22 protein-coding genes and 1 other annotated feature are annotated in these 25,855 nt (G+C 35.4%); of the genes, 16 read left to right on the forward strand and 6 right to left on the reverse strand.

Features of this window, described 5'->3' with window-relative positions:
• The first annotated feature begins 15 nt into the window (after nucleotides 1-15).
• Nucleotides 16-1,578: an alpha-glucoside-specific PTS transporter subunit IIBC gene (locus tag EsVE80_RS01995; RefSeq protein ID WP_173102229.1), complete on the forward strand. Its 1,563-nt coding sequence runs from the start codon at nucleotides 16-18 to the stop codon at nucleotides 1,576-1,578.
• Between the two features lie 100 nt (nucleotides 1,579-1,678).
• Nucleotides 1,679-2,503 carry a GRP family sugar transporter gene (locus tag EsVE80_RS02000; RefSeq protein ID WP_232061248.1) on the forward strand — a complete coding sequence of 275 codons (825 nt, stop codon included), beginning with the start codon at nucleotides 1,679-1,681 and terminating at the stop codon, nucleotides 2,501-2,503.
• Nucleotides 2,504-2,547: 44 nt separating this feature from the next.
• Here EsVE80_RS02000 and EsVE80_RS02005 read toward each other — a convergent pair whose 3' ends face one another.
• A complete protein-coding gene (locus EsVE80_RS02005; protein WP_173102231.1) occupies nucleotides 2,548-3,381 on the reverse strand; it encodes a helix-turn-helix domain-containing protein in 834 nt (277 codons plus the stop codon).
• A gap of 197 nt (nucleotides 3,382-3,578) precedes the next feature.
• On the opposite strand from EsVE80_RS02005, the gene EsVE80_RS02010 reads away from it, so the two are divergent.
• Both EsVE80_RS02010 and EsVE80_RS02015 read left to right on the forward strand, forming a co-directional pair.
• Nucleotides 3,579-5,327 carry an ABC transporter ATP-binding protein gene (locus EsVE80_RS02010; RefSeq protein ID WP_173102232.1) on the forward strand — a complete coding sequence of 583 codons (1,749 nt, stop codon included), beginning with the start codon at nucleotides 3,579-3,581 and terminating at the stop codon, nucleotides 5,325-5,327.
• Nucleotides 5,317-7,098 carry an ABC transporter ATP-binding protein gene (locus EsVE80_RS02015; protein ID WP_173102233.1) on the forward strand — a complete coding sequence of 594 codons (1,782 nt, stop codon included), beginning with the start codon at nucleotides 5,317-5,319 and terminating at the stop codon, nucleotides 7,096-7,098. Before EsVE80_RS02010 ends, EsVE80_RS02015 begins: the two co-directional genes overlap by 11 nt.
• Before the next feature lie 66 nt (nucleotides 7,099-7,164).
• Here the strand turns inward: EsVE80_RS02015 and EsVE80_RS02020 are convergent, their stop codons facing one another.
• Nucleotides 7,165-9,156 carry a KUP/HAK/KT family potassium transporter gene (locus EsVE80_RS02020; protein WP_173102234.1) on the reverse strand — a complete coding sequence of 664 codons (1,992 nt, stop codon included), beginning with the start codon at nucleotides 9,154-9,156 and terminating at the stop codon, nucleotides 7,165-7,167.
• A gap of 269 nt (nucleotides 9,157-9,425) precedes the next feature.
• On the opposite strand from EsVE80_RS02020, the gene EsVE80_RS02025 reads away from it, so the two are divergent.
• A complete protein-coding gene (locus tag EsVE80_RS02025; protein WP_173102235.1) occupies nucleotides 9,426-9,875 on the forward strand; it encodes a DUF3290 domain-containing protein in 450 nt (149 codons plus the stop codon).
• A gap of 11 nt (nucleotides 9,876-9,886) precedes the next feature.
• On the forward strand, nucleotides 9,887-10,522 hold the full coding sequence (locus EsVE80_RS02030; RefSeq protein WP_173102236.1) for a DUF421 domain-containing protein: 636 nt from the start codon (nucleotides 9,887-9,889) through the stop codon (nucleotides 10,520-10,522).
• A gap of 612 nt (nucleotides 10,523-11,134) precedes the next feature.
• On the opposite strand, the gene EsVE80_RS02035 is transcribed toward EsVE80_RS02030, so the two are convergent.
• Nucleotides 11,135-11,305 (reverse strand): hypothetical protein, encoded by a 171-nt coding sequence (locus EsVE80_RS02035; RefSeq protein WP_173102237.1) that lies wholly within the window; start codon nucleotides 11,303-11,305, stop codon nucleotides 11,135-11,137.
• Between the two features lie 26 nt (nucleotides 11,306-11,331).
• The gene (locus EsVE80_RS02040) at nucleotides 11,332-11,814 is read right to left on the reverse strand and encodes a YbaK/EbsC family protein (RefSeq protein ID WP_173102238.1); all 483 of its coding nucleotides are present in this window, start codon (nucleotides 11,812-11,814) and stop codon (nucleotides 11,332-11,334) included.
• 70 nt (nucleotides 11,815-11,884) lie between these two features.
• Nucleotides 11,885-12,119 (forward strand) — a binding site (T-box leader).
• A 172-nt stretch (nucleotides 12,120-12,291) separates the two neighbouring features.
• Between EsVE80_RS02040 and EsVE80_RS02045 the strand changes: the two genes are divergently transcribed.
• The 9 genes from EsVE80_RS02045 to aac(6') all read left to right on the forward strand — a co-directional run bounded on the left by EsVE80_RS02045 (nucleotide 12,292) and on the right by aac(6') (nucleotide 22,035).
• A complete protein-coding gene (locus tag EsVE80_RS02045) occupies nucleotides 12,292-12,939 on the forward strand; it encodes an amino acid ABC transporter permease (RefSeq protein WP_173102239.1) in 648 nt (215 codons plus the stop codon).
• Nucleotides 12,940-12,954: 15 nt separating this feature from the next.
• Complete coding sequence (locus EsVE80_RS02050) at nucleotides 12,955-13,587, forward strand: amino acid ABC transporter ATP-binding protein (protein WP_173102240.1); 633 nt, start codon at nucleotides 12,955-12,957, stop codon at nucleotides 13,585-13,587.
• Nucleotides 13,588-13,609: 22 nt separating this feature from the next.
• Nucleotides 13,610-14,425: an amino acid ABC transporter substrate-binding protein gene (locus EsVE80_RS02055; RefSeq protein ID WP_173102241.1), complete on the forward strand. Its 816-nt coding sequence runs from the start codon at nucleotides 13,610-13,612 to the stop codon at nucleotides 14,423-14,425.
• A 91-nt stretch (nucleotides 14,426-14,516) separates the two neighbouring features.
• A complete protein-coding gene (locus tag EsVE80_RS02060; protein ID WP_173102242.1) occupies nucleotides 14,517-16,943 on the forward strand; it encodes a DNA translocase FtsK in 2,427 nt (808 codons plus the stop codon).
• A 33-nt stretch (nucleotides 16,944-16,976) separates the two neighbouring features.
• On the forward strand, nucleotides 16,977-17,120 hold the full coding sequence (locus EsVE80_RS02065) for a hypothetical protein (RefSeq protein ID WP_173102243.1): 144 nt from the start codon (nucleotides 16,977-16,979) through the stop codon (nucleotides 17,118-17,120).
• Nucleotides 17,121-17,358: 238 nt separating this feature from the next.
• On the forward strand, nucleotides 17,359-18,108 hold the full coding sequence (locus tag EsVE80_RS02070; protein WP_173102244.1) for an ABC transporter ATP-binding protein: 750 nt from the start codon (nucleotides 17,359-17,361) through the stop codon (nucleotides 18,106-18,108).
• On the forward strand, nucleotides 18,098-19,909 hold the full coding sequence (locus EsVE80_RS02075) for an FtsX-like permease family protein (RefSeq protein ID WP_173102245.1): 1,812 nt from the start codon (nucleotides 18,098-18,100) through the stop codon (nucleotides 19,907-19,909). The genes EsVE80_RS02070 and EsVE80_RS02075 overlap by 11 nt, the downstream gene beginning before the upstream one ends.
• Before the next feature lie 286 nt (nucleotides 19,910-20,195).
• A complete protein-coding gene (rlmN, locus tag EsVE80_RS02080) occupies nucleotides 20,196-21,263 on the forward strand; it encodes a 23S rRNA (adenine(2503)-C(2))-methyltransferase RlmN (protein WP_173104104.1) in 1,068 nt (355 codons plus the stop codon).
• Nucleotides 21,264-21,480: 217 nt separating this feature from the next.
• A complete protein-coding gene (gene aac(6') / locus EsVE80_RS02085; RefSeq protein ID WP_173102246.1) occupies nucleotides 21,481-22,035 on the forward strand; it encodes an aminoglycoside N-acetyltransferase AAC(6')-Ii in 555 nt (184 codons plus the stop codon).
• 121 nt (nucleotides 22,036-22,156) lie between these two features.
• Here the strand turns inward: aac(6') and EsVE80_RS02090 are convergent, their stop codons facing one another.
• Both EsVE80_RS02090 and EsVE80_RS02095 read right to left on the reverse strand, forming a co-directional pair.
• Entirely contained in the window at nucleotides 22,157-22,990 is an 834-nt protein-coding gene (locus tag EsVE80_RS02090) for an NUDIX domain-containing protein (RefSeq protein ID WP_173102247.1), read from the reverse strand.
• 18 nt (nucleotides 22,991-23,008) lie between these two features.
• Nucleotides 23,009-23,284, reverse strand: a complete 276-nt coding sequence (locus tag EsVE80_RS02095) for a hypothetical protein (protein WP_173102248.1) — start codon at nucleotides 23,282-23,284, stop codon at nucleotides 23,009-23,011.
• A 291-nt stretch (nucleotides 23,285-23,575) separates the two neighbouring features.
• Between EsVE80_RS02095 and metG the strand changes: the two genes are divergently transcribed.
• Complete coding sequence (gene metG / locus EsVE80_RS02100) at nucleotides 23,576-25,585, forward strand: methionine--tRNA ligase (RefSeq protein WP_173102249.1); 2,010 nt, start codon at nucleotides 23,576-23,578, stop codon at nucleotides 25,583-25,585.
• Nucleotides 25,586-25,855 lie beyond the last annotated feature (270 nt).

Here is a 25,855-nt window from a genome sequence, read left to right on the forward strand (position 1 = left end):
AGGAGGATTTTTACTATGATGGCAAAAGTTCAGCGTTTTGGGGGCGCAATGTTTACACCAGTATTATTCTTTGTTTATTCAGGGATAGTTGTTGCAATTGCTTCTGTTGTTAATAATCCAGATATTGTTGGAACAATAGCATCTGATGGGACTATGTGGAATAAAATTTGGCAAATAATTGAATCAGGTGGCTGGACAGTTTTTAATAACATGGAAATTCTATTTGCGATAGGGTTGCCGTTAGGGTTAGCAAATAAAGCTAAGTCAAGAGCTGCGTTAGAATCATTTGTTTTGTATATGAGTTTTAATGTCTTTGTCTCAAAAATTTTGGAACTATTTGGTTCAAATTTTGGTGTAGATTTTTCTCAAGAAGCAGGAAATGGATTGAAGATGATAGGTGGTGTCAAAACGCTCGATACTGGTGTATTAGGTGCGATTGTAATTGCTGCTATTGCAATTTATCTTCACAATAAATTTTTTGATACTAAATTACCTGAATTTTTGGGTATTTTTCAAGGATCAGCACTTGTTGCTATGATTGGTTTTTGGGTAATGTTAGCTGTGGGATTTTTATTTGCTTGGATTTGGCCTATGTTTCAACATGGTGTGCAGTCTTTACAAGGATTTATGGTAAGGTCAGGAAATTTTGGTGTGTTTACTTATATTTTCTTGGAGAAAGCTTTATTACCAACTGGATTACATCACTTTATCTACGCGCCTTTTCAATATGGCCCGGCTGTTGTGGAGGGAGGAACAACTTTGTATTGGATGGAACATATGAAAGAATTTGCTTCATCAACACAAAGCTTGAAGTCGTTATTTCCTGAAGGTGGTTTTAGTTTGCAAGGCCTATCTAATCTTTTCGGGATTCCAGGTATTGCATTAGCCTTTTATGTAACTGCTAAGAAAGAAAATAAGAAAAAGGTATTAGCTTTAATCGTTCCAGGTGTATTGACTGCGGTATTATGTGGCATTACAGAACCATTTGATTATACATTTCTATTCGTAGCACCTGCTCTGTTTTTTATTCATGCATTACTTGCTGCGATTTTGGCAACAACAGAGTATGCCTTTGGTGTAGTTGGTGATATGGGCGGTGGATTAATCGAATTGATAACAAAAAATTGGATTCCCATGTGGGCTAACCATTGGCAGACATACTTACTTCAAGTCGGTATCGGCTTAGTATTTATCATTATATATTTCTTTGTTTTTAGAACTTTGATTTTACGATTTGACTTTAAAACACCGGGTAGAACCAGTGATGAAGTAGAATTGTTTACAAAAAAAGATTTCAAAGAAAAACAGTTAGGTGGAGAATCTACGTTATATTCTGATCAAGCAATTGGTTTTTTAAATGCTTTTGGAGGAGCAGAGAATATTGACTCAGTTGCTAATTGTGCGACAAGATTGCGAATTTCGGTAGTAGATGAACGAAAAGTAAAAGATGACAATGCGTTTAAACAATTTGGAGCCCATGGAGTTGTTCGCAACAAAAATGCTTTTCAGGTTATTGTTGGATTATCAGTTCCACAAGTTAGAGAAGCTTTTGAAGCCTATATGAAGTCAAAAAGTTAACAAAACAGCTCACTTCTAAAAAGAAGTGAGCTGTTTTTAGGAAGGAATCGGGATTATGCAAATTTTTATGATGTTTCTTCCCGCGTTGGGATGGGGAATAATGCCAATTTTAGCAAAAAATATAGGTGGTAAACCAGAAGATCAATTATTAGGAACAACTTTAGCGGCTTTGGTATTTTCATTTATGTTTAGCAGTTATTCTAATACAAATATTAACTTTAATTCATTGATATTTACGGTAGGCTTCTTGTCGGGGGCTTTTTGGTCAATTGGCCAGTTACTGCAATTTATTGCTCTAAAAGGAGAGTCTGTCTCTCAAGTAATGCCATTATCAAATGGTACACAGATAATTTTTGTAACACTGGGTGGTGGAATATTGCTTAACGAGTGGCACTCATTAATAAGTTTTATGGTTAGTATTATTGGAATTATATCTATTTTAATAGGAACAAAATTATTTTCATCACCAAGAGAAGGTCCAAATAAAACGGAAAATTCAAAAACAGCTCCTTTGAAAGTAATGATAATAATTCTGATTTCATCATTTTCTTTGTGTTTATATATCATTTTCCCGAAATTTTTTCAAATAAAAAATGAAAGCTTAATTTTACCCCAAGCTGTTGGGATGTTTGTTACAACCCTGATTATTAGTAATCTACGTAAGGTCAAGTTCAATAAAATGTTAGTTTCTAAAAACATTTTGACAGGAGTGGCTTGGTCAATTGCCAATTTTAGCCTTTTTCGTTTAGGCGAAAGCGTTTCTATATCATTTGCATTTTTATTATCACAATTAGCGGTGTTTATTTCTGTAATTCTAAATAATATCATTGCATATACGAATGGAAAACGAAGTGATAATAAAAAGATAGTATTTGGAATGGTATTTTTTCTTTTTGGAATTCTCCTTTTTTCAATCTACAAATGAATTTATCGAGCTGAAAGATAATTTTGCTCACTAAAGGTAAAAAGCTATGATGTTTTTTTTTCGCTTAAACTAGAAGGCGCAATCCCAAATTGCTTTTTAAAAGATTTACTGAAGTGATAAGCATCTTGATAACCAGTTGCTTGGGCTATTTGTTTGATCGTTAAAGGTGTGGTCTTTAACAAATGTTTGGCTTCTTTTAACCGTAATTTGATCAAATAATTGATAGGACTTTCTCCGACAATTTCTTTAAACAACCGAGATAAATAGGCTGGACTGACAAATTGTATCTGGGCTAGCTGTTCTAATGTAATTTCTTCTTTAAAGTGGTTTTCCAGAAAATAAATAGTGTCGTTGACAATTTTTTGCTGTCGCTGTTGACGGCTAGATAAAAAAGTTGGTTGGCGCTCATTGGTATCATCTAAACCACGTAAAATGTGCACCAACATTTCACTAACTAGTATTTTGCGTAAGACCAATGTTTCAGGTGCATCTTGATACAATTCCTCTAGTAGGCGCCAAGCAATTTGCAATACATTTTGCTGATGACGGCCCAAATTCAAGATGGGGCTTTTATGGGGAAAAGTATTTCGGGGCAATCCTTGTAAAGTGAAATTTTTAATCCCAATGTGCAGTTGGTGGGAAGTTTGTTTTACATGACGTTCCATATGATGGTAGCCAGGATTAAATAGTAAAACTTGTCCTGCCCGAATAGTAGTCTGAGGTAAATCTTCAAAGAAGTATTCCGATTCGCCTTCTAGCACGAGAGAAATTTCTAAAAAATCGTGGGCGTGAAATTCACCAACCCAATCTTCGTCACAACAGGCATCAAAAAGATATAAAATTTCCGGATTAAAAGTCTGGGCGTTGATTAAATGCATGATAAACTCCTGTAATTTTTTAGTTAAACGAAATTATTGAAAAAAATACAAAATTTGCAAACGTTTTTTAGTAGCTGAAAATAGCATTATAAAAATTATCTTTGTTAATATTTTACATCATTTTAAAGAAGATATCCCATTTCTTTTCCAATGGATTACTCTAAGATGTTTATAGACAAGAAATTGGAGGTGGATTTATGTCTAATATGCAATGGATTTGGCGTTATGTTAAGAAGTCACGAAATCATTTTGGTCTTATTTGTCTATTTATTATACTAAATGCTGTTTTAATTGTAGTGAATCCTTATGTAGGTGGCCTAATTGTAGATGATGTCATTAATCAAGGTAAAAAAGAATGGCTATTACCCTTGATTATATTGATGATTGGTACGACTGTTTTTCGGACGATTGTCCGCTATATGTATCAAATTTTGTGTGAAAGAATGAGTCAAAATGCAATTTATGTCCTGCGTGAAGATATGTACCGTAAATTGCAAAGTTTAGACTTTGACTTTTTCAATCACACACGAGTGGGTGATATCATGGCACGTATGACAGGAGATGTCGATGCGATTCGTCATTTTGTTGCGTGGGTAACGTACAATATTGTGGAGTGTGTGCTGTGGTTTTTAGCTGCGGTGATTGTTATGGCATTTATCAGTTGGCAGTTGACATTTGCGTTGTTAATTGTTACACCAGTTATTTTTATTTTGACAAATAAAATGGCTAAAGAAGCGCATCCCAAGTTTTTTGAAATACGGGAGAGTTTTTCGCGCTTAAATTCGATGGTGGAAGAAAATATTGGCGGTAATCGTGTCGTTAAAGCATTTGCTAGAGAAGATTTTGAACTAAATAAATTTAAACAATATAACGAAGATTTTAAACAGCGTAATATGGATTCAGCTAAAGTATCTGCCCGCTTTTTACCATGGTTGGATGGATTTGCAGGAACATTGGCTGTTATTACATTAGTTTTTGGCGGTATTTTGGTTATTCGTGGCAATATGTCATTAGGTCAATTAGTGGCTTTTAATGGTTATTTATGGATGTTAAATAATCCGTTGCGCATGAGTGGGTGGTTGATTAATGACGTACAGCGTTTTAATGCTGCTTGTATTAAAATTCGACAACTATTAGGACAAAAATCAAGTATTCCTGTAGAGGATGAAAAAACGCTTAATCCCATTAAAGGGGAAATTGTTTTTGAGAATGTTAGTTTTCATTTTTCAGATGACCCTGAGCACAATGTTTTGTCTAATATTAGTTTTAAAACAGGTCCTGGCAAAACAGTGGGAATTTTAGGGGAAACGGGTTCTGGCAAAACAACTTTAGTAAATTTGGTGGGGCGTTTTTATGATCCAACCCAAGGAAGAGTATTAATTGATGGAAAAGATGCACGGGAATATCCCGTCCGCCAATTACGAGAAAATATTTCTATGGTAATGCAAGACGTCTTCTTATTTTCGAATACGATTTCAGATAATATTGCATTTGGTAACCCTTATGCTGATGAAAATTTTATACGACAAATGGCAACTGTCGCAGATGCAGATTCTTTTATAGCCCGGATGCCTCAAGGGTACGAAACAGTTGTCGGTGAACGCGGAGTTGGTTTATCTGGAGGACAAAAACAACGGATTTCCTTAGCACGAGCATTAGCAAAGAATCCATCGATTTTAATTTTAGATGATACTACTTCGGCTGTTGATATGGAAACAGAGTCAAAAATTCAACAGGAATTGGCAAAATTAACAACGGAAAAAACGACATTTGTCATCGCCCATCGTATTTCTTCTGTTAAGGATGCCGATTTGATTCTTTTAATGGAAAAAGGACATGTTGTCGAGAAAGGAACACATGAAGAATTAGTTGTAAAACGCGGAAAGTATTATGAAGTATACAGTAAGCAACTTGGTTTAACAGGAGGACAAGAAGATGGCGCGTAATCGTTTTGATGAAGATGAAGAATTAGCCCAAGAGTTTCGCTGGGGAGATTTAAAACGACTATTAAATTATGTCGTCCCTTACAAAAAAGCAATCTTTACTGTACTTGCGACTATAATTTTAGCCAATGCTCTGGGAATGTTAGGACCTTATCTAACAAAAATTGCGATTGATACTGTTATTCCACAACAAGATAGCAACCGATTGTTATTTTTAGGGGGGGTTTTTCTGCTCTCTTTAGTTGTAATTGGTTGGTGTATGCGCTATCGCATTATGCATATCACAGAAATTGGACAAGATATGTTAAAAGATATGCGTTTTGATATTTTTGAACATTTACAACGACTACCTTTTTCTTATTTTGATAACCGACCTCATGGGAAAATTTTGATTCGCGTCGTAAATTACATTAACACATTAAGTGATTTATTGAGTAATGGTCTGATTAATTTAATTTCAGATATTTTTAGCGTTGTTATTACGTTAGCGTTTATGTTTTTTATTGATGTGCGCTTAACGTTGTATAGCTTGATTTTACTACCAGTACTCTTTGTCTTAGTACTCGTAATTCAAAACAAGCAACGAAAAGCGTATCAAGTTTTGAGTAATAAACAATCAAATCTAAATGCCTACATTCATGAGAGTATTGCGGGTATTCGGATTACCCAATCTTTTGCCCGGGAAAAAGAAAATGCCCGCATTTTTGACGAGGTCAACGGTGAATACCGTACTTCTTGGATGAAAGCTGTCAAGATTCAATTTCTTTTATGGCCTGGTGTACAAAATATAGCTGTTTTGACAACCTGTATTATTTACTACGTCGGTATTTCTTCTTTAGGTGTAGAGGTTACCACTGGTACTCTAGTGGCCTTTTTAAGTTATATCAATAATTTTTGGAATCCAGTTATTAATATTGGCAATTTTTATAATTCTCTAATTACAGCCAGTGCTTATTTGGAACGAATTTTTGAAACATTGGATGAAATTCCTGATATTCAAGATGCCAAAGACGCTCAGATTTTACCGCCTATAAAAGGAAGCGTTGATTTTGAAGATGTAGTCTTCCGCTATGAAGAAGGAAAAAATATTTTAAATGGGGTTACGTTTCATGTGAAAGAAGGGCAAAGTATTGCGCTAGTGGGGCCGACTGGTGCCGGGAAAACGACTATAATTAACTTACTCAGTCGTTTTTACGATGTAAAAGGCGGTAGTGTCAAAGTAGATGGTATCGATGTACGAGACGTAACGTTACAATCTTTACGGAGTCAAATGGGCGTTATGTTGCAAGATACGTTTATTTTCTCTGGAACAATTATTGAAAATATTCGTTATGGCAAATTGGATGCCACCAAAGAAGAAATTATTGCAGCGGCTAAAGTTGTTCGGGCGCACGATTTTATTAAAGATTTAAAAGACGGATACGAGACTGTGGTCGAAGAAAGAGGGAGTACGCTTTCTGCGGGGCAGCGACAATTAATTTCATTTGCTCGAGCTTTGTTGGCAGACCCTAAGATTTTAATTTTAGACGAAGCTACTTCAAGTATTGACACTAAAACAGAAGAGTTATTACAAGCTGGTTTACAACAATTATTAAAAGGAAGAACTTCTTTCATTATTGCACATCGACTTTCAACGATAAAAAATGCAGATCGCATTTTTTACGTTGCAAATGGTGTGATTGCTGAAAGTGGAAATCATGAAGAATTGATGGCACAACGAGGCTTGTATTACCATTTATATCAATCTCAGTATGATTTGTTACAAGCAATTTAAATTTTGTAAAATAATGTCTATTTATAAAAAGGAGCCAGGAAAATTCTTTTTCCTGGCTCCTTTTACCTATTTTGTCCGTTCGATGAGGCGTGTCTTTTTCATTTTCCCGATAATGAGTGGCACGGTCTCGTATAAGACATCGCTATATTCTAGACCAAACCAATTTTCAGGCGACATAGTGTGGCGTTTAATAAAGAGTTTGGCCTGCATAATTTGTCGTTCCCACTTGTCCAATTCAGTATTGTTAGAAAGTTCTTCTTCAATTAATACAAATTGGAAATCACCAACAATACGACCTGGTGTTAGAGAATAACGTTGGGGCTGTTCTGGTAAGCGACCATCTTTCATTAAATCATGAATAATTTGACGAACATATACATTGACTTCTTGATTGACACGAAAGCCTAAGTATAGGCGAACAACAACGATAAAATCTGTACCCAATGTATCGATTGAAAATTCTTTTGTGTAAGGTTCATCTGTGACGATAACATTTACAAACCAATATGTTTGGGCGCGTTTTGGTCGTTTATCCAAAATGGAATAAACAAATTGCTTGCCAATTTCATCATCTGTAACATGAGGAACCATAAAGACGACGTTAGTTTGATACATCGGGATGCTTTCATCACTACGCAAGGCAGCCAACTGTGGAATGTAATCTTTTAAGTGAACAGTGTCACTGGCCTTTTCTTGTATAATATTCCCCCATTCCCAAATAATCATAACTGCTAAAATTAAAAGAGCCATGATAACGGCAACGAAACCACCGTGTAAGAATTTGGCAGCACTGGAAATGAAAAAGATTGTTTCAATTGCAGCAAAGAAAAGACTCACACAGGCTGCTAATAAATTATTGTGACGCTTTTGAGCTAAATAGAAATAAAGTAAGAATGTTGTCATTAACATTGTAACGGTAATGGATAGTCCATAAGCTGCTTCCATATGTGAGGAAGTTCTAAAAGTTAAAACAATTAATGAACAAGCCAACCACAAAATGAAGTTTACTGCTGGAATATACATTTGACCGATTGATGATCCAGGATACATGATTTTCATTCGCGGTAATAAACGTAATTTAATCGCTTCTGAAACAAGCGTAAAGGATCCAGAAAGTAAGGCTTGTGAAGCAATTACAGCGGCAATCGTTGCGAAAACGACCCCAAAAATCATCCAGCTGGCAGGCAAAATTTGGAAAAATGGATTTAATTGTTCGACGGCCTGTACCTTTGGATCTTGATAAACACTTAGCAACCATGCTGCCTGACCTAGATAATTTAGTAATAAACAAATTTTGACATAAGGCCAACTTACTTGGATATTTTTTTTGCCTACATGGCCCATATCCGAATACAATGCTTCGGCACCAGTAGTTGCTAAGAAAATATTTCCTAAAATTAAAATCCCCAACTTATTATCAGGACTAACCAATAATTTAATTGCATACATAGGATTCAAGGCGCGAATGACTGATAAATCTTGAGCGAAATGGAATAAGCCCATCCCACCTAGGAACGTGAACCATAAAAACATAACTGGTCCAAAGGCTTTACCAACAACATCCGTGCCAAAACGTTGTACGGTAAATAAAATGAGTAAAATGATTAAAGTGATTATAACAATAATGTTTTGATCCATTCCAAATCGTTCGTAAAAAGCAGGAATCCCTCGTAATCCTTCGATTGCTGTCGTCACTGTAACAGCTGGGGTCAGTACACCATCTGCTAATAGTGCTGCCCCACCAATCATGGCAGGAATAATTAAGTACTTGCTTTTTTTGCGGACTAAAGTGTAAAGAGAAAATATGCCACCTTCGCCGTGGTTATCGGCATTTAATGCGATGACGACATATTTGATAGTGGTTAAAAAAGTTAATGTCCAAAAAATCAAGGAAACAGCACCTAATATGAAATCGGGATTTAAACTGTGAAGACCACCATTTTCTTCCACAATTGCTTTCATAACATAAAGAGGGCTTGTTCCGATGTCTCCGTAAACAACCCCCATGGCGACCAGCAGACCAGCTGCAGATACTTTTGACATTTTTTGTTGACTCATTTTATCCTCCTAAGTTTGCTAAAATTAACTCCACCATTTCTTTTCAAAAAGGTATAGTCTAACTTAGGTCTGGCAATTATGTCTTAGACCAGCGATTTACGCGAGTTGTTGATCTAAAACCATAGCTCTTTCTATGTGCTACTCCCCTAATTAAGCTACATTATCAGGATTTTTTAGACTGATGTCAAATATTAATAGAAAAATATAGCAAGAATAATTCTGCTTCATGCTAAAATAAGAACAAGTATAAAAAGGGATGGGGAGTTAAAATGACTTTTTATGGTATCGGATATTTACAAAATAATGCTGGGGTAAACGATTATATTAAATATGGCATGATTTTTACGGTTCTTCTTTTTTTAATTTTTGTGTTTGGCGCATATTTACGTCATCGGCTAGATACGAAATACAGAGATTTAACGATTATTATGCTTTTGTTATTGCTCTTTTTATTGGGAGTTCAGTATTCCGATTACAAGCAAGATCAAACTAATCATTCTCAGTCATCTCAAATGGTCCATTTTGTTAAAAGAGTCGCCCAAGATGAAGTCGTCACACCAGAAGAAGTCTATGTGAATAGTACGATACTTTCTGATCAAATGCTGGTGTTAATTGGAGATGACTGTTATCGCGTAACATTAAGCCAAGATGGCACGAATTTTAAATTAGATGCAGTAGCTTTGTTGACATCAAAAGATCAAATTGTGAAACAAAAATAGGGGGAAATAAAATGAGTTACTATTTGCCAATTTTAGCTAAATTTTCATTAGGTTTAATTTGCTTAATTTTGCAAATCACCATTATGGGTAAAGGAAATTTGGCACCAACTTCGCCGATGGATCAGGTTCAAAATTTTGTTTTAGGGGGAATTATTGGCGGGGTCATTTATAACGAAGCTATTACTGTCTTACAATTTGTGTTAGTTTTAATTATTTGGACGTTATTAGTGTTGATTTTAAAATTTGCTAAAGAACACAATCGTTGGATCAAACGTATCATTGATGGTTCTCCTGTGACACTTATTCGTAATGGAGTGGTTAATGTTCAAGATTGTTTACGGATTGGGATTTCTGCTAATGATTTGATGTTTAAATTGCGATCAAACGGTATTTTTGAAGTTGAAAAAGTAAAGTTAGCTGTCATGGAACAAAATGGTCAGCTAAATGTGATTGAGTATGGGGCTGAGATGATTCGTTACCCAATTATAGTAGATGGTCAAGCCAATTTTGATTTATTAGAAATTATTGAAAAGGATAGTGATTGGTTAGAAGCAGAGGTTAAAAAACAAGGTTATGAACGAATTGGCGAAATCTATTTAGGTGAATATTTAAATGGAAATGTTCTATTAACAGCCTATGATGTATAATAAATGAAATTATTACGATGCCCTTTATAACTGCTGCAAGACAATTAATCAAAATACTTATCTTTTCTTATTTATGTGGCTTAGTGAGAAAAAAATGAGGAAACAAAAAATAAAATGTTGTTTCAAGGTCGAAACGCTAAGCGTGAAAATACTTTGAAACAACATTTTTTTTGCGCCGAAATTTATTGAAAATAGAATTTTAATACATAACGTTGTTATTTATAAAATTTCTTCGATGTTTTTTAATAAATGTTTTTTTAGGTGGGAATGTTATAAAAAAAGTAGGTTAGAGTGCTAAAATATCTCACATTTTTTTAAGATAATGATCAATACGTGCTAGTATAAATATGCAAGGATAATTTATTTTTGGAAAAGGAGAGCTGTCAATGCGAAGTAGACGTCGATTTTTAGTGGGATTGATATTATTTATGATTTTATCTGTTATTATATTGGCAGGTGTATTGTTGGGAGTTTTGAAGTATTTGGGTTTGGATTTGTTGGTGTAGTACATATTGTTCAGTTTTGAAATTACATAAAAAAAGTGTTCCTTAGTTGCTCTCCCCAAATTAATCTTTTGGGATTACGCTGGACTAAAGGACGCTTTTTTGCCGGCTAAAAAGCGATTAAATGGAAAACACCTAAACAAACCGCTTTTATTTTGCGAACTTTTTCGTTTTTGTCGTCTAATTGTTCATAGACTTCACGAATAGCGTCTTTGGTTAATAAATAAAATAAGTAGCCGGCACCACCGGCAATTAAAGTAAAAATAAATAAGAACAACATAAGAGCAATTACACCTCGAAAAATTATTAAATTGCTAAATACAAGGGCTTATAACCAAGATGATCTAAGATTTTGACAAAATCGCGAAACTGCATAATTAAAGTTGTTGAATTGATATTCGGATGAAAACCAACCGTATCATTTTGATCAATTGCTTTATCTACAACGACTGTGATTTTATGATCATGATCATTTGGCAAAGCCAAAGGAGTGACCGTACCTGCGGGCACATTGAGTAATTCTAACAAATTTTTTTCAGAAACAAAAGAAAGACGCTTTTCATTTAAGATTTCAGCAAGATGTGTTAAATCTGCCTGCTTTTCATCGGGTAAAATGACCAAAAAGCGCTGTTCTCCTTTACGTGGTTTTAAAACTAAATTTTTCACTTGTGGTCCTGGTAGAGAAAAAGGGACATCTTTAACAGAAGTAATTGGTTTATGATCGATTCGTTGATAGGGAATATTTAAATCCGTTAGTAATTGATAGGCTTCTTGTGGTGTTGCTGTCATGAAAAACACTCCCTCAAAAAAAATAGTTGACAAAATACATCTAACCTTTTAAAGTTAGAGATAACTTAATAATACGACATCGATAAGAAGAGTAGCAAGTCTGTTTGTCTAAAGAGAGTCTCTGGTTGGTGGAAAGAGACGATAGCGATTTGTGAACCACATCTTGGAGTTGTTTTTCTGAAATAAAAGTAAGAGAATCCGGGTATGCCCGTTACAGCAGCAGTCATTGATAGATGACTTATAGAGGCTCTTAGTTGCAAAACGAGAGTAAAAAAAGGTGGAACCACGTAATCTACGTCCTTTAGCGCATGCGCTAAAGGACTTTTTTATTATCTTTTTTCTATTCTGTTCGATTTCTGACTGACCGAGTTTACTTTTGTGAGAAGGTAAAAAAAAGAGGTGGCACCGCGTTGTTACGCCCTCTGACGTGAAAGTCAGAGGGCTTTTTTTGTATAGTAAGATAAAGGAGAGAAACAAATGAATTATTTAATTTCTGTTTTACCACAATTATTATCAGGTGCAGGTATTACGTTAAAATTATTTGGCTTAACATTATTAGGTTCCATTCCATTAGGGATTGTTTTGGCTTTTATTCTGGCTAGCCATCTTCAACCATTTAAGTTGTTGGTACAAGTATATGTTTGGATTATGCGCGGGACACCGTTGCTGTTACAATTAATCTTTATTTTTTACGGTTTACCTTTGTTACTACCAAGTTTGGTTTTAGAACGTTTTGATGCAGCTTTATTGGCTTTTGTCATTAACTACGCAGCTTATTTCGCTGAAATTTTTCGTGGTGGAATCCAATCTATCCCACAAGGACAATATGAAGCAGCACAGGTATTGCGCTTAAGTAAAATGCAGACGATAAAAAGAATTATCATACCACAAGTAGTAAAAATTACATTACCATCTGTAGGAAATGAAGTGGTTAATTTAGTAAAAGATACTTCATTAGTTTACATTTTAGGACTTTCAGATATGATGCGAATTGGAAAAATTGCGATGGAACGAGATACAACGTTGTTACCACTAGTTGGAGTGGGGCTAATATATTTAGTCATGACAGGCTTATTCACATTAATTATGAAACTTTTAGAAAATAAATTAAATTATTACCGGTAGGCAGGTGAAGTAAAAATGTTAGAATTGAAAAAAATTAATAAAGCATTTGGTAAAAAAAATATTTTTGAAAATTTGGATTTAAGTATACCTGACGGTGAAATCTTAGCAATAGTTGGTCCTTCCGGGGGAGGAAAAACAACACTATTACGTATGCTTGCAGGTTTAGAAAAAGCCGATAGTGGGACATTTTTATTAGATGGTAAAACTTTTAATCCCACGGGACTAAGTGAAAAAGAACAAGTTGTCGGTGTAGTATTTCAAGATTTTCAACTATTTCCTCACTTGAATGTCTTGGAAAATATTACTTTAGCACCAAAATTGGTTTTAAAAGAAACGCAAGCTGTCTACACTAAAAAAGCAGAAAAGTTGGCGATGCAACTGGGATTGGAAGATCTATTGCAAAGTTATCCTTATCAATTGTCTGGTGGACAAAAACAACGAGTAGCGATTGCGCGGGCGATGGCGATGGATCCGCAAGTCTTAGCTTATGATGAACCCACAAGCGCCTTAGATCCAGCTTTAAGAGAACAAGTGGAAAAATTGATTTTATCATTAAAAAAAGAAGGCGTGACGCAAATTGTGGTTACTCACGATTGGACGTTTGCTGAACATATTGCAGATCAAACGTTAAAAGTAACACCAAAATGAATAGAAAATGGAGGCTGTGAAAATGAAATTAAGAAAATTAGGCGTATTAATGACGGTAGTAGGAAGCATTGGTTTATTGGCGGCATGTGGGAATAAAGCAGAAAATTCCAAGACAAAGACAAATGAAATACCAAAAGAAGTTGTAATGGGATTAGATGATACGTTTGTACCAATGGGATTTAAAGATAAAGATGGAAAATTAGTTGGCTTTGATATTGATTTAGCCACTGCTGTTTTTAAAGAAACAGGACAAAAAGTCAAGTTTCAATCGATTGATTGGTCGATGAAAGAAACAGAGTTGGACAATGGTACTATTGATGTCATTTGGAATGGGTATTCAAAAACGGATGAAAGAGAGAAAAAGGTTCTTTTTTCTGATACTTATATGGAAAATGATCAAGTTTTAGTTACACCTAAAAAAAGTAAGTTGACTACCTTTAAAGACATGAAAGGGAAAATTTTAGGTGCACAAGAAGGATCTTCAGGTTATGATTTATTTACAAAACAACCAGAAGTTTTAAAAGATATTGTGGCAGACAATGACGCTGTCTTATATGCTAGTTTTAATGAAGCATTTATTGATTTAGAAAACGGTCGTATCGATGGGCTATTGATTGATAAAGTTTACGCTGATTATTATTTGACACAAAAGAAACAATTGGATAACTATAATATTATTAAAGGTCCTTTTGAAAATGAAGATTATGCTATTGGCGTTAGAAAAAATGATCAGGCTTTGGTCGAAAAAATTAATGCTGCTCTTAAAACATTAAAAGACAACGGGGAATTCAAAAAGATTTCTGAGAAATGGTTTGGTGAGGATGTGTCACCAAAATAGTTGTACCATGAGAACTTTTTACAGGTTGAACAAAACTTTTGTTCGCCTGTTTTTTTTTGTATAATGAAGAAGATGAAATGAGGGATTATAAATGGCACAACGAAAAAGCCAGAAGAAAAAGAAACGCGTTACAAAGAAACAACAGCAACAACAAGAAAAGATGATGCTGGCGGCAATCGGCGTCACATTTATAATATTTGCTGGAGTAGGTTTATTTAGATTGGGATTTTTGGGAACTTTAATTGCCAATTGTCTACGCATTATCGGTGGCAATACTTATCCAATTCTGGCGGTGGCACTAGCCTTGTATGGATTATGGTTGATGGTCAAAACAACGATGGCAAGATTTGAAAGTTTTCGACGCTTTTTTGGAGGACTATTTATTTATGCAGCACTTTTATTATTTTTACATGCACTATTATTCCGCAATGTGATTAGTGGGGAACCAAATATTATCAATACAACGTGGGGAACATTGTTAGGGGATATTCGGACCAGTCAAATCAGCCAAAATGTTGGTGGTGGTATGTTGGGTGCAATTCTTTATCAAGCGAGTTATTTTCTAGTTTCCCAAATTGGTAGTTATTTTTTAGCAGTTCTTCTTGCTTTAATTGGCTTGTTCTTAGTTAGTATGATGAGTGGTGGTGAACTAGTAGAACACTTGCAACATGCCGGAGATAACCTGCAAGAATTTCTAGCTGGTGATCCAGAGAAAAGAGAAGCTAGACAAGCAGCTAAAAAAGCGCGTCAAGCTAAAAAAGCAGCTGAAAAAGAGGAAAAAATTGCAGCCGAAAAAGCTGCAGCTAAAAAGGAATTGGCGCGTAACGAGAAAAACCAAGTACGTCCCCTGACTGCAGGAGAAAAGTTGGCAGCGACAGAAAAAGATGACGTAGTTGTAGAATCAGAGCAATTGAGTTTTGTACCCATTGATCACTTTCAAGAAAAAGTAATGGCAAAACCAAGTCCGGCGGTTAAAACAACGGATACGAAGATGGAAAAAGAAGTTACAGCAGAAATTTCTGATGACGGAGAAGATTTAGATTTTGAAATTCCAGCAGAAGCTGAAAATCATGATTATCAATTGCCAGATGGTGCATTATTAGACTCGCTGCCGCCGACTGATCAAAGCGATGAGTATCAAAAAATTGAACATAATATCGGCGTGTTAGAAAAAACGTTTCAAAGTTTTGGTGTTGATGCCAAAGTGGTAAAGGCCAGTTTAGGCCCAGCTGTAACGAAATTTGAAGTACAACCGGCAGTTGGTGTCAAGGTTAGCAAAATTGTTAGTTTGACTGATGATATTGCGTTGGCGCTAGCTGCAAAAGATGTGCGGATGGAAGCTCCAATTCCTGGTAAATCTTTGATAGGAATTGAAGTTCCCAATAGCAGTATCAGTACGGTTTCTTTTCGAGAAGTTATTGAGGCCCAACCGGATCATCCAGATAAATTATTAGAAGTGCCACTTGGCCGAGATATTTCTGGACGCGTACAAACGGCTGATTTAACAAAAATGCCTCATTTGTTAATTGCCGGTTCAACCGGAAGTGGGAAATCAGTTGCGATTAATGGGATTATTACCAGTATTTTAATGCGCGCAAAACCTCACGAAGTCAAATTAATGATGATTGATCCCAAGATGGTGGAATTAAATGTTTATAATGGGATTCCTCACCTCTTAACACCGGTAGTAACTAATCCTAGAAAAGCTGCACAGGCATTGCAAAAAGTAGTGAAAGAAATGGAAGAACGTTACGAAAAATTTGCCGCAGCAGGAGTTAGGAATATCACCGGCTATAACGAAATGATTATGGCACGTAATTTAAGTCATGGAGAAAATAATCCGATTTTGCCTTTTATTGTCGTTATTGTAGATGAGTTGGCCGATTTAATGATGGTTGCTTCAAATGAAGTGGAAGATGCAATTATTCGTTTGGCACAAATGGCGCGAGCTGCTGGAATTCATATGATTTTAGCTACGCAACGTCCAAGTGTGGATGTTATTACTGGGATTATCAAAGCAAATGTACCTTCACGAATGGCTTTTGCTGTTTCTAGCGGTACGGATTCTCGTACGATTTTAGATGGTAATGGAGCAGAAAAATTACTCGGTCGCGGTGATATGCTCTTTTTACCAATGGGGGAAAACAAACCAATTCGAGTGCAAGGAGCTTTTATTTCTGATCACGAAGTAGAACGTGTGGTTGAATTTATTACAGAGCAACAAGGTGCTGACTATGAAGAAAAAATGATGGTAACAGAAGAAGACGAATCAGTAAATGGTACTAATGCGCAACCAGAAGATGAATTGTATGAGCAAGCTAAAGATCTAGTGGTTGAAATGCAAACGGCGAGTGTCTCACTGCTACAACGTCGTTTTCGTATTGGCTATAATCGCGCTGCTCGCTTAGTGGATGAACTAGAAATGCATGGTGTTGTTGGTCCATCAGAAGGTAGTAAGCCGCGTAAGGTTTTAATCGAACCAAGTGTAACAGAAGAGCTTCCTCAAGATTTTGAATAAAAGGTAATTTTTTTGTGAAAGAATGTGTGAGATATGAAATATTTTTTGATTAATTTATTGCGTAAATTGACGCAATTAACTCGTAATGGTGGGGCTGCCGGTGGGAATACACTGGCTCGTAATGCTCACGAAAAGTTGGAGCATTACGAGCAGAAACAAAAGAATAAAGAAAAATGAAGTTTTAAAATTTTCATAGAAAAAAGACCTGAAAGATTATTTTCAGGTCTTTTTTTAGGAAAAGTGTAAAACCTTGATGCAATACGGTGGCTAACAAAAGTGTTAGGGTCTTGTTAGCCTTATCCATTCCCAGAGATATAAAAGTTTCGTAACCTAAATAGGTAGTTAAAAACTGGCTCGAATAGCAAACGCAGACAACGTATTTCTAACAAACACTGATAACAAAGGAAGTGCAAAAATGTTACAAGTTGAAAATTTACGTAAAATTTATGGGGAAACTATGAAATATGAAGCGCTAAAGGGAATTGATTTAACAGTAAATGATGGCGAGTTTATCGGAATCATGGGCCCTTCAGGTAGTGGAAAATCAACCTTTTTAAATTTAGTAGCCACTATTGATGAACCATCAAGTGGTAAAATTTTGCTAAATGGTAAAGACCCACATCAGTTAAATCAAGAAGAGATTGCTGCTTTTCGGCGTAATCAATTGGGCTTTGTTTTCCAAAGTTTCAATTTGTTACCAACTTTAACAGTAGAAGAAAATATTGTTTTACCACTCACACTTGATGGAGAAAAAGTGGCTGTGATGAAACGCCAAGTAAAAGAAGTTGCAACCAGACTAGGAATTGGTAATTTATTAAAAAAACGTATTGCTGAAATTTCTGGTGGTCAGGCACAACGGGTAGCTGTTGCTAGAGCGATGATTCACCAACCGGAATTGGTTTTAGCTGATGAACCAACCGGAAACTTAGACACTAAATCGTCAAAAGATGTGATGGGTTTATTACAACAGTTAAATGAAGAGGAAAAAGCTACGATACTAATGGTAACCCATGACCCTTTAGCAGCAAGCTATTGTGAACGAATCGTATTTATTAAAGATGGTAAATTAGTCCATGAAATTAGACGGCAAAATGACCAACAAGCATTTTATAATCAAATTATGGAGGAATTAGCCGCGATTGAGGGGGTTGACAATGAATTTTAGACAATTCGTTGTGCGTAATACGATGCGCAACAAACACTTATATCTCGCTTATTTCTTAAGTACATTATTTGCCGTGATGGTTTTTTTTACTTTTAGTGTTTTTGCTTTTCATCCTAAATTAGGAGGAGATGCTTTAAACTCACAAGCGCAAATCGGTATGTTAGGGGCTGCCATTATTATTTACGGCTTTGCATTTTTCTTTGTCCTTTATTCCATGGATGTTTTTTTGCAATCTCGTAAAAAAGAATTTGGTCTATTAATGATTCAAGGGATGAGTCCAAAACAATTACGAAAAATGGTTTTTATAGAAAACATTGTAATTGGTTTTTTTGCTACAATTAGCGGTAGCGTCGTGGGAATTTTATTTTCTCAGTTCATTTTATGGTTATCTAACTTTTTGATGCGGATTGATCTAGGTTTTTACTTTCCAACTCAAGCGCTAGTATTAACGGTTGTGGCCTTTATGGCTTTGTTTTTTATCATTTCATTTGTTATTCAATTCCGTTTACCTAAATTAAATGTTCAAACGTTATTAAAGGCTGGTGAACTTGGAAAAGGTACTTTTAAAATTTCACCGTTAAAAAGTGGGGTTGCAATATTGTTGCTTGCCGCAGGTTATGCAACTGCGTTATTAGCGCCAGGTGCCAGCGTTTTCGTCGTCTTTTTACCAGTGGTTTTTGTCGTCATTGTTGGTACGAAATTTTTATTTGATCAATTAAGTGTTTGGGTAATTGAAAAATTGCGAAAGAACGATAAAATTTTTTGGAAAAAGACTAATATGGTTGTTTTCTCAGATCTTGCTTTTCGAATGAAAGATAATGCTCGCTCTTTCTTTTTAGTTGCTATCATCTCTACAGTAGCTTTTTCTGCAATTGGTTCGTTGTATGGTTTCCGTCAGCTAATCGTGGGGAGTATGGATGAAACGCCGTATGCCTTTCAAGCTTTAGATGCAAAAGAGTCATCTGTAAATGCCGTTAACAATGCGTTACAAAAATATGACATTCAATCAGATGAAGTCCCAGTAACAGTGTATACGGGTGAAAAAATCCAAGTTATTAGCCAAAGGGAATACACTAAACTAGCAAGAGCTGCAAAAACAGCCATTTTACAACCTAAAGCAGGTGAAGCAATACAACTAAAAGACTCTTCCGGTGTGGAAAATGCTGCCTCGACAAGTGCAGTAACCGTTGCGGGCACTAAGTTAAAAGTTGTAAAAGAAGTTGATACAACTATTTTAAGTACATTTATACCAACTTATGTGGTCAATGATCAAGTGGCATTTAATGATTACAAAGCCAATCATTATGTTTATTGGTTTAACCCTGATGCTAGTATTAATGACCAAATTAAAGTCGGAAAAGCAGTAGAAAAAAATAAAGATATTGTTTCTGTAGAATTTATGAAAGACACAATCATACAAAGTTTTGCCCCTATTTTATTTGTGGGAATTTTTATTGGAATTGTCTTTTTTGTTTCTGCGGGAAGTTTCTTGTACTTCCGCCTGTACAGTGACATGGATGTAGATATTGAAAAATTCAAGATGATTTATAAAATGGGATTAGCAAAAAAAGAATTAAAGAAAATGATTTATCAGCAAATTGGTATTTTGTTTTTTACTCCAATTATTGTTTCAGTTGTTCATGGTGCAATAGCGTTAACAGCAATGTATCATATGTTTAATCTGGGAATGCAATTGGCAGGTTGGCAAGTTTTAGGTGTTTTTGTAGTCATTCAAATTATTTACTACTTAATTGCGCGCGTTTTTTATTTCCGCAAAGTATACCAAGCTGTGACTGCTTAATTTAATCCAATCTAGAAAATAACCACAATTTATTTAAGATTATTATTTATTGCAAACTAGTAAACAGATAAATGCTTAATAAACAATGTGGTTATTTTTTATAAATAAGAGTCAAGCCTCAGGCCAACCTAATTTGTTCACGGGGTTACTTTTTTACGGATCAAAATTGTTAAAACTCTTTGTATTTGAATAAAAAAATCCTGCCCTTATTGAAAAGAAGCAGAGAAATCTGTTATAGTATGGAACGAATCTGTCAAAAAGGGGTAAAATTGTGAAAAAACCAACAATGAAACCATCAATTTATGGTTTGAATAAAGAAGAACTGATTAATTGGTTTATTGAAAATGGCGAAAAGAAATTTCGAGCTACTCAAGTTTGGGAATGGCTTTATGAAAAAAGAGTAGCGGAATTCAGTCAGATGTCTAATTTGTCTAAAGATTTAATCGCAAAATTAGAAGCATATTTTGTCATCAATCCGTTAAAACAATTGGTTGTACAAGAAGCTAGTGATGGAACTGTTAAATATTTATTTGAGTTACCGGATAAATTAATGATTGAAACGGTGTTAATGCGACAAGAGTATGGAATGTCTGTTTGTGTGACGACCCAAGTAGGGTGTAATATTGGTTGTACTTTTTGTGCCAGTGGTCTTTTAAGAAAACAACGGGATTTAACTACTGGAGAAATCGTCGCACAAATAATGTTAGTCCAACATTATTTTGATGAACGAGGCAAAGGAGATCGTGTTTCACATGTCGTCGTGATGGGAATTGGCGAACCATTTGATAATTACGAGAATGTCATGAACTTTATTCAAGTCATTAATGATGCTAAAGGCCTGGCCATTGGCGCCCGCCATATCACGGTTTCGACCAGTGGTTTAGCACGCAAAATCAAAGAATTTGCGAATAATGGCTTGCAAGTTAATTTGGCAATCTCCTTACATGCCCCCAATAATGAAGTTAGAAGTTCTATGATGCGTATCAATAAAAGTTATCCGATTGAAGTGTTAATGGAAGCTATTGATGAATATATTGAAAAAACCAATCGACGGGTTACATTTGAATATATCATGTTAAACAATGTCAACGATCGTCCGCACCATGCTCAAGAATTAGCGGATTTGCTAAAAGATAAGAAAAAATTAGCTTATGTTAACTTGATACCTTATAATCCGGTCAGTGAGCACGACCAATACTCTCGCAGCGATAAAGCAGACGTTTTACGGTTCTATGATATTTTGAAACGCAACGGCATTAATTGTGTCATTCGTAAAGAACATGGAACGGATATTGATGCGGCATGTGGTCAACTACGCAGTAAAAAAATGCAAGAACAAAAGCAACGGGCTTAAAATAATATAAGGCTTTTTATGAAAATAAAAGGTAAAATTCTATAGTTGGGACAAAAATAAGATTGACCTTGTCCCAACTTTTTTCAATTAAATAGTAAAGTACGCTGGCAGTATTAATTGCTGGCTATTTTTATTTTTACATAATTAAAGACATTTTATTTCCGACATTTTTTAATTATTGGTAAACTACCTATAATACTACAGGAGGCGTATGCCAATGTTAATTACAGAATTTGAACGAGATAATCGAATTTTAAAAGACCAGTTGGCGGATCTTTTAGCGAAAACTTGGCCGAAAGACTATAAACAAACAGCAAAAGCCGAAGTTGAAAAATTATTAGCACCAGAGCGGATTGCGGTTGCTGCTTTAGTAGATGATGAATTAGTTGGTTTCATTGGTGCAATCCCACAATACGGACAAACAGGATGGGAGATGCGTCCGTTAGTTGTCGGATCTGATTTTAGACGCCAAAAAATCGGAGCTCGCTTAGTGTCTTTTTTAGAGTCTGAAATTGCATCTCGTGGGGGAATCACGATTTATTTAGGTACTGATGATGAAAATGATGAAACAACTTTAAGTCAAGTGAATTTGTATCATGATCTTTTTGACACAATTGCTCAAATTAAAAATTTAAAGAATCACCCCTATAGTTTTTATGAAAAGATGGGCTATCAAATTACCGGTGTGATACCCGATGCAAATGGTTGGTTTAAACCAGATATTATCATGTCAAAACGAATTGGTGACTTTGAAGAGATAACAGAAGATTAGTAATAAATTAAAATACACGTAGCCCTTTTAGACAGGTTTAGACAAAAACTGTCCCTAAAAACGGCTACGTGTATTTTCTTGATAAGAAGAATGTAAGGAGAAAGAATCATTTTCTTTGTTATCAAAATTTCGCGAGAAGAACCTCAGATTTTAAGCGATAAATTTTAGATGGACGTCCAATTCCTAATGGTTTTTCGCCAATTTCATCGAAGTATTGTAGCATGGCTTTTTTGAAGTTGGAATGATCGATACTTTTAAAATCCATGCCCCAAAATTTTGCAAAAACTTTGCGTGCTTCAGTAATGGTAAAAGTAGGACCTAAAACTTGTAAGACACGGGGCTCATGTTCCATTTTTTCGGCTACGCGTTTAAAAGCTTTGAGGACAATTTGGCTATGATCAAATGCTAAAGAATCACTACCAGAAGAAATACCGGTTTTCAAATTTAAAATAATCTCAACATCTTGCCCACTCGTTAAATAAAGCTCACTGCCTTTTCTTTCCATCGCAAACCAGCGGACTTCATCGGCATCATCGCCAGCACTTAGCGGTTCTTCTCCGATAAAAGTCAAATAGCTAACTGTCACGACCCAACCGCGGGGATCACGATTAGGCGTACTAAAAGTATGGAGCTGTTCAATATTTGACTTGGAAATTTCCACGCCAGTTTCTTCTAGTGTTTCGCGTAAAACCGAGTCGTCTGTTGATTCATTAGGCATAACAAAACCACCAGGTAGTGCCCACGAATTACGATAAGGATGGCTTTTTCGTTTGATTAAAAGCATCTTCAATTGATCTTCTTCTTTGTTGTAACACATTAAAACCATATCAACAGTTAAAGAGGGCTTTTCGTATTCTGGGTGATCTTGTTTTTTATACCACTGGAGAAACTCTTCTTCGGTGGCAATTTGTTCATAATAGTGTTTTTCTTCTGCGAATGTTGCAAACTCTGGCATAAACCGCTCACCTCTACTTTAATTAAAAATAAATGGAATAATTAAATTGAATAAAAAGAAAATCAGGTAAAAAGGGGTTACTTTGCTGTCGTGATCATTCAAGCTAACAAGTCCTAAAATAGCAATAATGACGAGGAGAGCCCCCCGTAGAATGAATGTTGTTGTTAAAAAAAGTTGCAAGGTATCTTGTAAATTAAAATAGCCGTACAAGCGGTTGTAAAAGGCGCAAAATATCATATGAAAGAGCGTCAAAACGGTAACTACTGCTATTAGAAGACGATGTTTTTTAGTCATATTATTTTCCTCAATTTCGTTAATCCCTTTCATTATACCAAAAAAACTTTTTTTGAGGCGACGAAATCTGCCAAAAATGATTTTGCGAATGTTTTTTACAAGGAAAAGCACTTAAAGAAAATTGGAATTGTGGTATACTAGCTAAGAATCATTTACGTGATGTGTATTTAAAAATTAGCGTGAAAAACTTAGAGGAGTTACTGTTGTCAGCCATTTAAAATGTCTGATTTATTTTACAACAGTATTTTCAAGAGGAGTCATTTAACTTTTTTATTACTAGGAGGAAAATCCATGGCTGGAAAAGAAACTTTTTATATTACGACACCAATTTATTATCCCAGCGGCAAATTGCATATTGGGAATTCATACACCACAATCGCTTGTGATGCCGTTGCTCGTTACAAACGTTTAATGGGCTTTGACGTTTTTTATTTAACGGGTGTTGATGAGCATGGTCAAAAAATTGAAAAAAAAGCGTTAGAATTAGGTGTTGAACCGCAAACTTATGTGGATAAGATGGCCGCTGATATTCAAAAATTATGGAAGACACTGGATATTAGTTACGATAAGTTTATTCGGACTACTGATGACTATCATAAAACTGCTGTTCAAAAAATATTCGACCAATTATTAACCCAAGGAGATATCTACTTGGGCGAGTACGAAGGGTGGTACTCTGTTTCTGATGAAGAATACTTTACAGAAACACAATTAGCAGAAGTTTACCGTGATGAAGAAGGAAAAGTGATTGGCGGTAAAGCTCCAAGCGGACATGAAGTGGAATTGGTTAAAGAAGAATCTTATTTCTTCCGTATGAGCAAATATGCTGATCGTTTATTAGAATATTACAACGAACATCCAGAATTTATTCAACCTGAGTCACGAAAAAATGAAATGATTAATAACTTTATTAAACCAGGTTTAGAAGATTTGGCAGTTTCACGGACAACTTTTAAATGGGGAATTCCTGTGAAGTCTGATCCAAAACATGTCGTTTATGTTTGGATTGATGCATTATCTAATTATATTACAGCTTTAGGCTATGGTTCAGAAGATACCAGCTTATTTGACAAGTATTGGCCAGCAGATGTGCACATGGTAGGTAAAGAAATTGTTCGTTTCCACACTATTTATTGGCCGATTATGTTAATGGCATTAGATTTACCATTGCCTAAAAAAATCTTTGGTCATGGTTGGTTGTTAATGAAAGACGGCAAAATGAGTAAGTCAAAAGGAAATGTAGTTTATCCTGAAATGCTAGTTGAACGTTATGGCTTAGATGCACTGCGTTACTATTTATTGCGGGCAATGCCTTTTGGCTCTGATGGTGTCTTTACTCCTGAAGATTTTGTTGCGCGAGTAAATTATGACTTAGCGAATGATTTAGGAAACTTATTGAATCGGACAATTGCAATGATTAATAAATATTGTGAAGGAAATGTACCAGCATATGCTTCAAAAGTGACGGCTTTTGATAGTGAACTGTCAACAACCGCGGCAAATGTTGTAGGGCGTTATCATCAAGCGATGGATAAAATGGAATTTAGTGTGGCTTTATCTGAAGTTTGGACGTTGATTTCCCGTGCTAATAAATATATTGATGAGACCGAACCGTGGGTATTAGCAAAAGATGAAGAACGTAAAAATGAACTTCATAGTGTCATGGTGCATTTAGCTGAAAGCTTGCGTATTGCGGCGATTTTATTGCAGCCGATTATGACCGAAACGCCGAAGAAAATTTTTCAACAATTAGGTTTGGATTCAGAGACAATGGATTTGAAAGATTTACGTTTTGGAGAGTTTCCGCGGGATACAAAAGTTGTGGCAAAAGGGACACCAATTTTTCCACGCTTGGATCAGGAAGTAGAAGTTGCGTATATCCAAAAGAAAATGACCGAAGGTGTAACGAGTCCTGAAGAAGCTGTCAAATGGGATCCAGAAGAAACGGAATTGATTTCTGTTAAAGATAAGCAAATTAAATACGATGATTTTGATAAAGTTGAGTTGAAAGTTGCAGAAGTCATCGATTGCCAAAAAGTCAAAGGAGCAGACAAATTATTACAATTTCGTTTAGCTGCCGGTGACAGCCAAGACCGGCAAATTCTCTCTGGAATCGCAGAATTTTATCCAGATCCAACAGCTTTAATCGGTAAAAAAGTTGTGATTGTGGCAAACTTGAAACCACGGAAAATGCGGGGACAAGTAAGTCAAGGTATGATCTTATCTGCTGAAGATGAAAAAGGGAACCTGGCGATTGTGCAAGCACCAAAACAAATGCCAAACGGTTCAATAATCGCTTAAAAATAAGCGTGCTGTTTATATTTTTTAAATGTAAACAGCATGCTATTTTTTAGAATATTTTTTGTGAAGATACACGAAAAAACAGTGCAGTAATTCTGTTACATCAAGGATTTTTGTGAAAAGTATTTGCTCAAGTCTACAATCTACTATATAATGTTTCTTGTATTTATATGTTTTCATGAGGGAGTAACTAGCAGCATAAGCTGTGGCAACATCACCAACCGAAATTTACTTTCTGGTGTTGCCTTAATTAGTGAGACTTATGTATGT

Origin of the sequence: Enterococcus saigonensis (genome assembly GCF_011397115.1) — a bacterium.
GTDB classification, from domain to species: domain Bacteria; phylum Bacillota; class Bacilli; order Lactobacillales; family Enterococcaceae; genus Enterococcus_C; species Enterococcus_C saigonensis.

Excerpts from the sequence above, each read along its gene's own strand:
- EsVE80_RS02015 (WP_173102233.1), top strand. The coding sequence starts at position 5,317 with ATGGCGCGTAATCGTTTTGATGAAGATGAAGAATTAGCCCAAGAGTTT.
- EsVE80_RS02095 (WP_173102248.1), bottom strand. The coding sequence starts at position 23,284 with ATGACTAAAAAACATCGTCTTCTAATAGCAGTAGTTACCGTTTTGACG.
- EsVE80_RS02025 (WP_173102235.1), top strand. The coding sequence starts at position 9,426 with ATGACTTTTTATGGTATCGGATATTTACAAAATAATGCTGGGGTAAAC.
- EsVE80_RS01995 (WP_173102229.1), top strand. The coding sequence starts at position 16 with ATGATGGCAAAAGTTCAGCGTTTTGGGGGCGCAATGTTTACACCAGTA.
- EsVE80_RS02090 (WP_173102247.1), bottom strand. The coding sequence starts at position 22,990 with ATGCCAGAGTTTGCAACATTCGCAGAAGAAAAACACTATTATGAACAA.
- EsVE80_RS02050 (WP_173102240.1), top strand. The coding sequence starts at position 12,955 with ATGTTAGAATTGAAAAAAATTAATAAAGCATTTGGTAAAAAAAATATT.
- EsVE80_RS02020 (WP_173102234.1), bottom strand. The coding sequence starts at position 9,156 with ATGAGTCAACAAAAAATGTCAAAAGTATCTGCAGCTGGTCTGCTGGTC.
- EsVE80_RS02005 (WP_173102231.1), bottom strand. The coding sequence starts at position 3,381 with ATGCATTTAATCAACGCCCAGACTTTTAATCCGGAAATTTTATATCTT.
- EsVE80_RS02040 (WP_173102238.1), bottom strand. The coding sequence starts at position 11,814 with ATGACAGCAACACCACAAGAAGCCTATCAATTACTAACGGATTTAAAT.
- EsVE80_RS02035 (WP_173102237.1), bottom strand. The coding sequence starts at position 11,305 with ATGTTGTTCTTATTTATTTTTACTTTAATTGCCGGTGGTGCCGGCTAC.
- EsVE80_RS02060 (WP_173102242.1), top strand. The coding sequence starts at position 14,517 with ATGGCACAACGAAAAAGCCAGAAGAAAAAGAAACGCGTTACAAAGAAA.
- EsVE80_RS02045 (WP_173102239.1), top strand. The coding sequence starts at position 12,292 with ATGAATTATTTAATTTCTGTTTTACCACAATTATTATCAGGTGCAGGT.
- EsVE80_RS02000 (WP_232061248.1), top strand. The coding sequence starts at position 1,679 with ATGCCAATTTTAGCAAAAAATATAGGTGGTAAACCAGAAGATCAATTA.
- EsVE80_RS02030 (WP_173102236.1), top strand. The coding sequence starts at position 9,887 with ATGAGTTACTATTTGCCAATTTTAGCTAAATTTTCATTAGGTTTAATT.
- EsVE80_RS02010 (WP_173102232.1), top strand. The coding sequence starts at position 3,579 with ATGTCTAATATGCAATGGATTTGGCGTTATGTTAAGAAGTCACGAAAT.
- EsVE80_RS02070 (WP_173102244.1), top strand. The coding sequence starts at position 17,359 with ATGTTACAAGTTGAAAATTTACGTAAAATTTATGGGGAAACTATGAAA.
- EsVE80_RS02065 (WP_173102243.1), top strand. The coding sequence starts at position 16,977 with ATGAAATATTTTTTGATTAATTTATTGCGTAAATTGACGCAATTAACT.
- rlmN (WP_173104104.1), top strand. The coding sequence starts at position 20,196 with ATGAAACCATCAATTTATGGTTTGAATAAAGAAGAACTGATTAATTGG.
- metG (WP_173102249.1), top strand. The coding sequence starts at position 23,576 with ATGGCTGGAAAAGAAACTTTTTATATTACGACACCAATTTATTATCCC.
- EsVE80_RS02055 (WP_173102241.1), top strand. The coding sequence starts at position 13,610 with ATGAAATTAAGAAAATTAGGCGTATTAATGACGGTAGTAGGAAGCATT.
- EsVE80_RS02075 (WP_173102245.1), top strand. The coding sequence starts at position 18,098 with ATGAATTTTAGACAATTCGTTGTGCGTAATACGATGCGCAACAAACAC.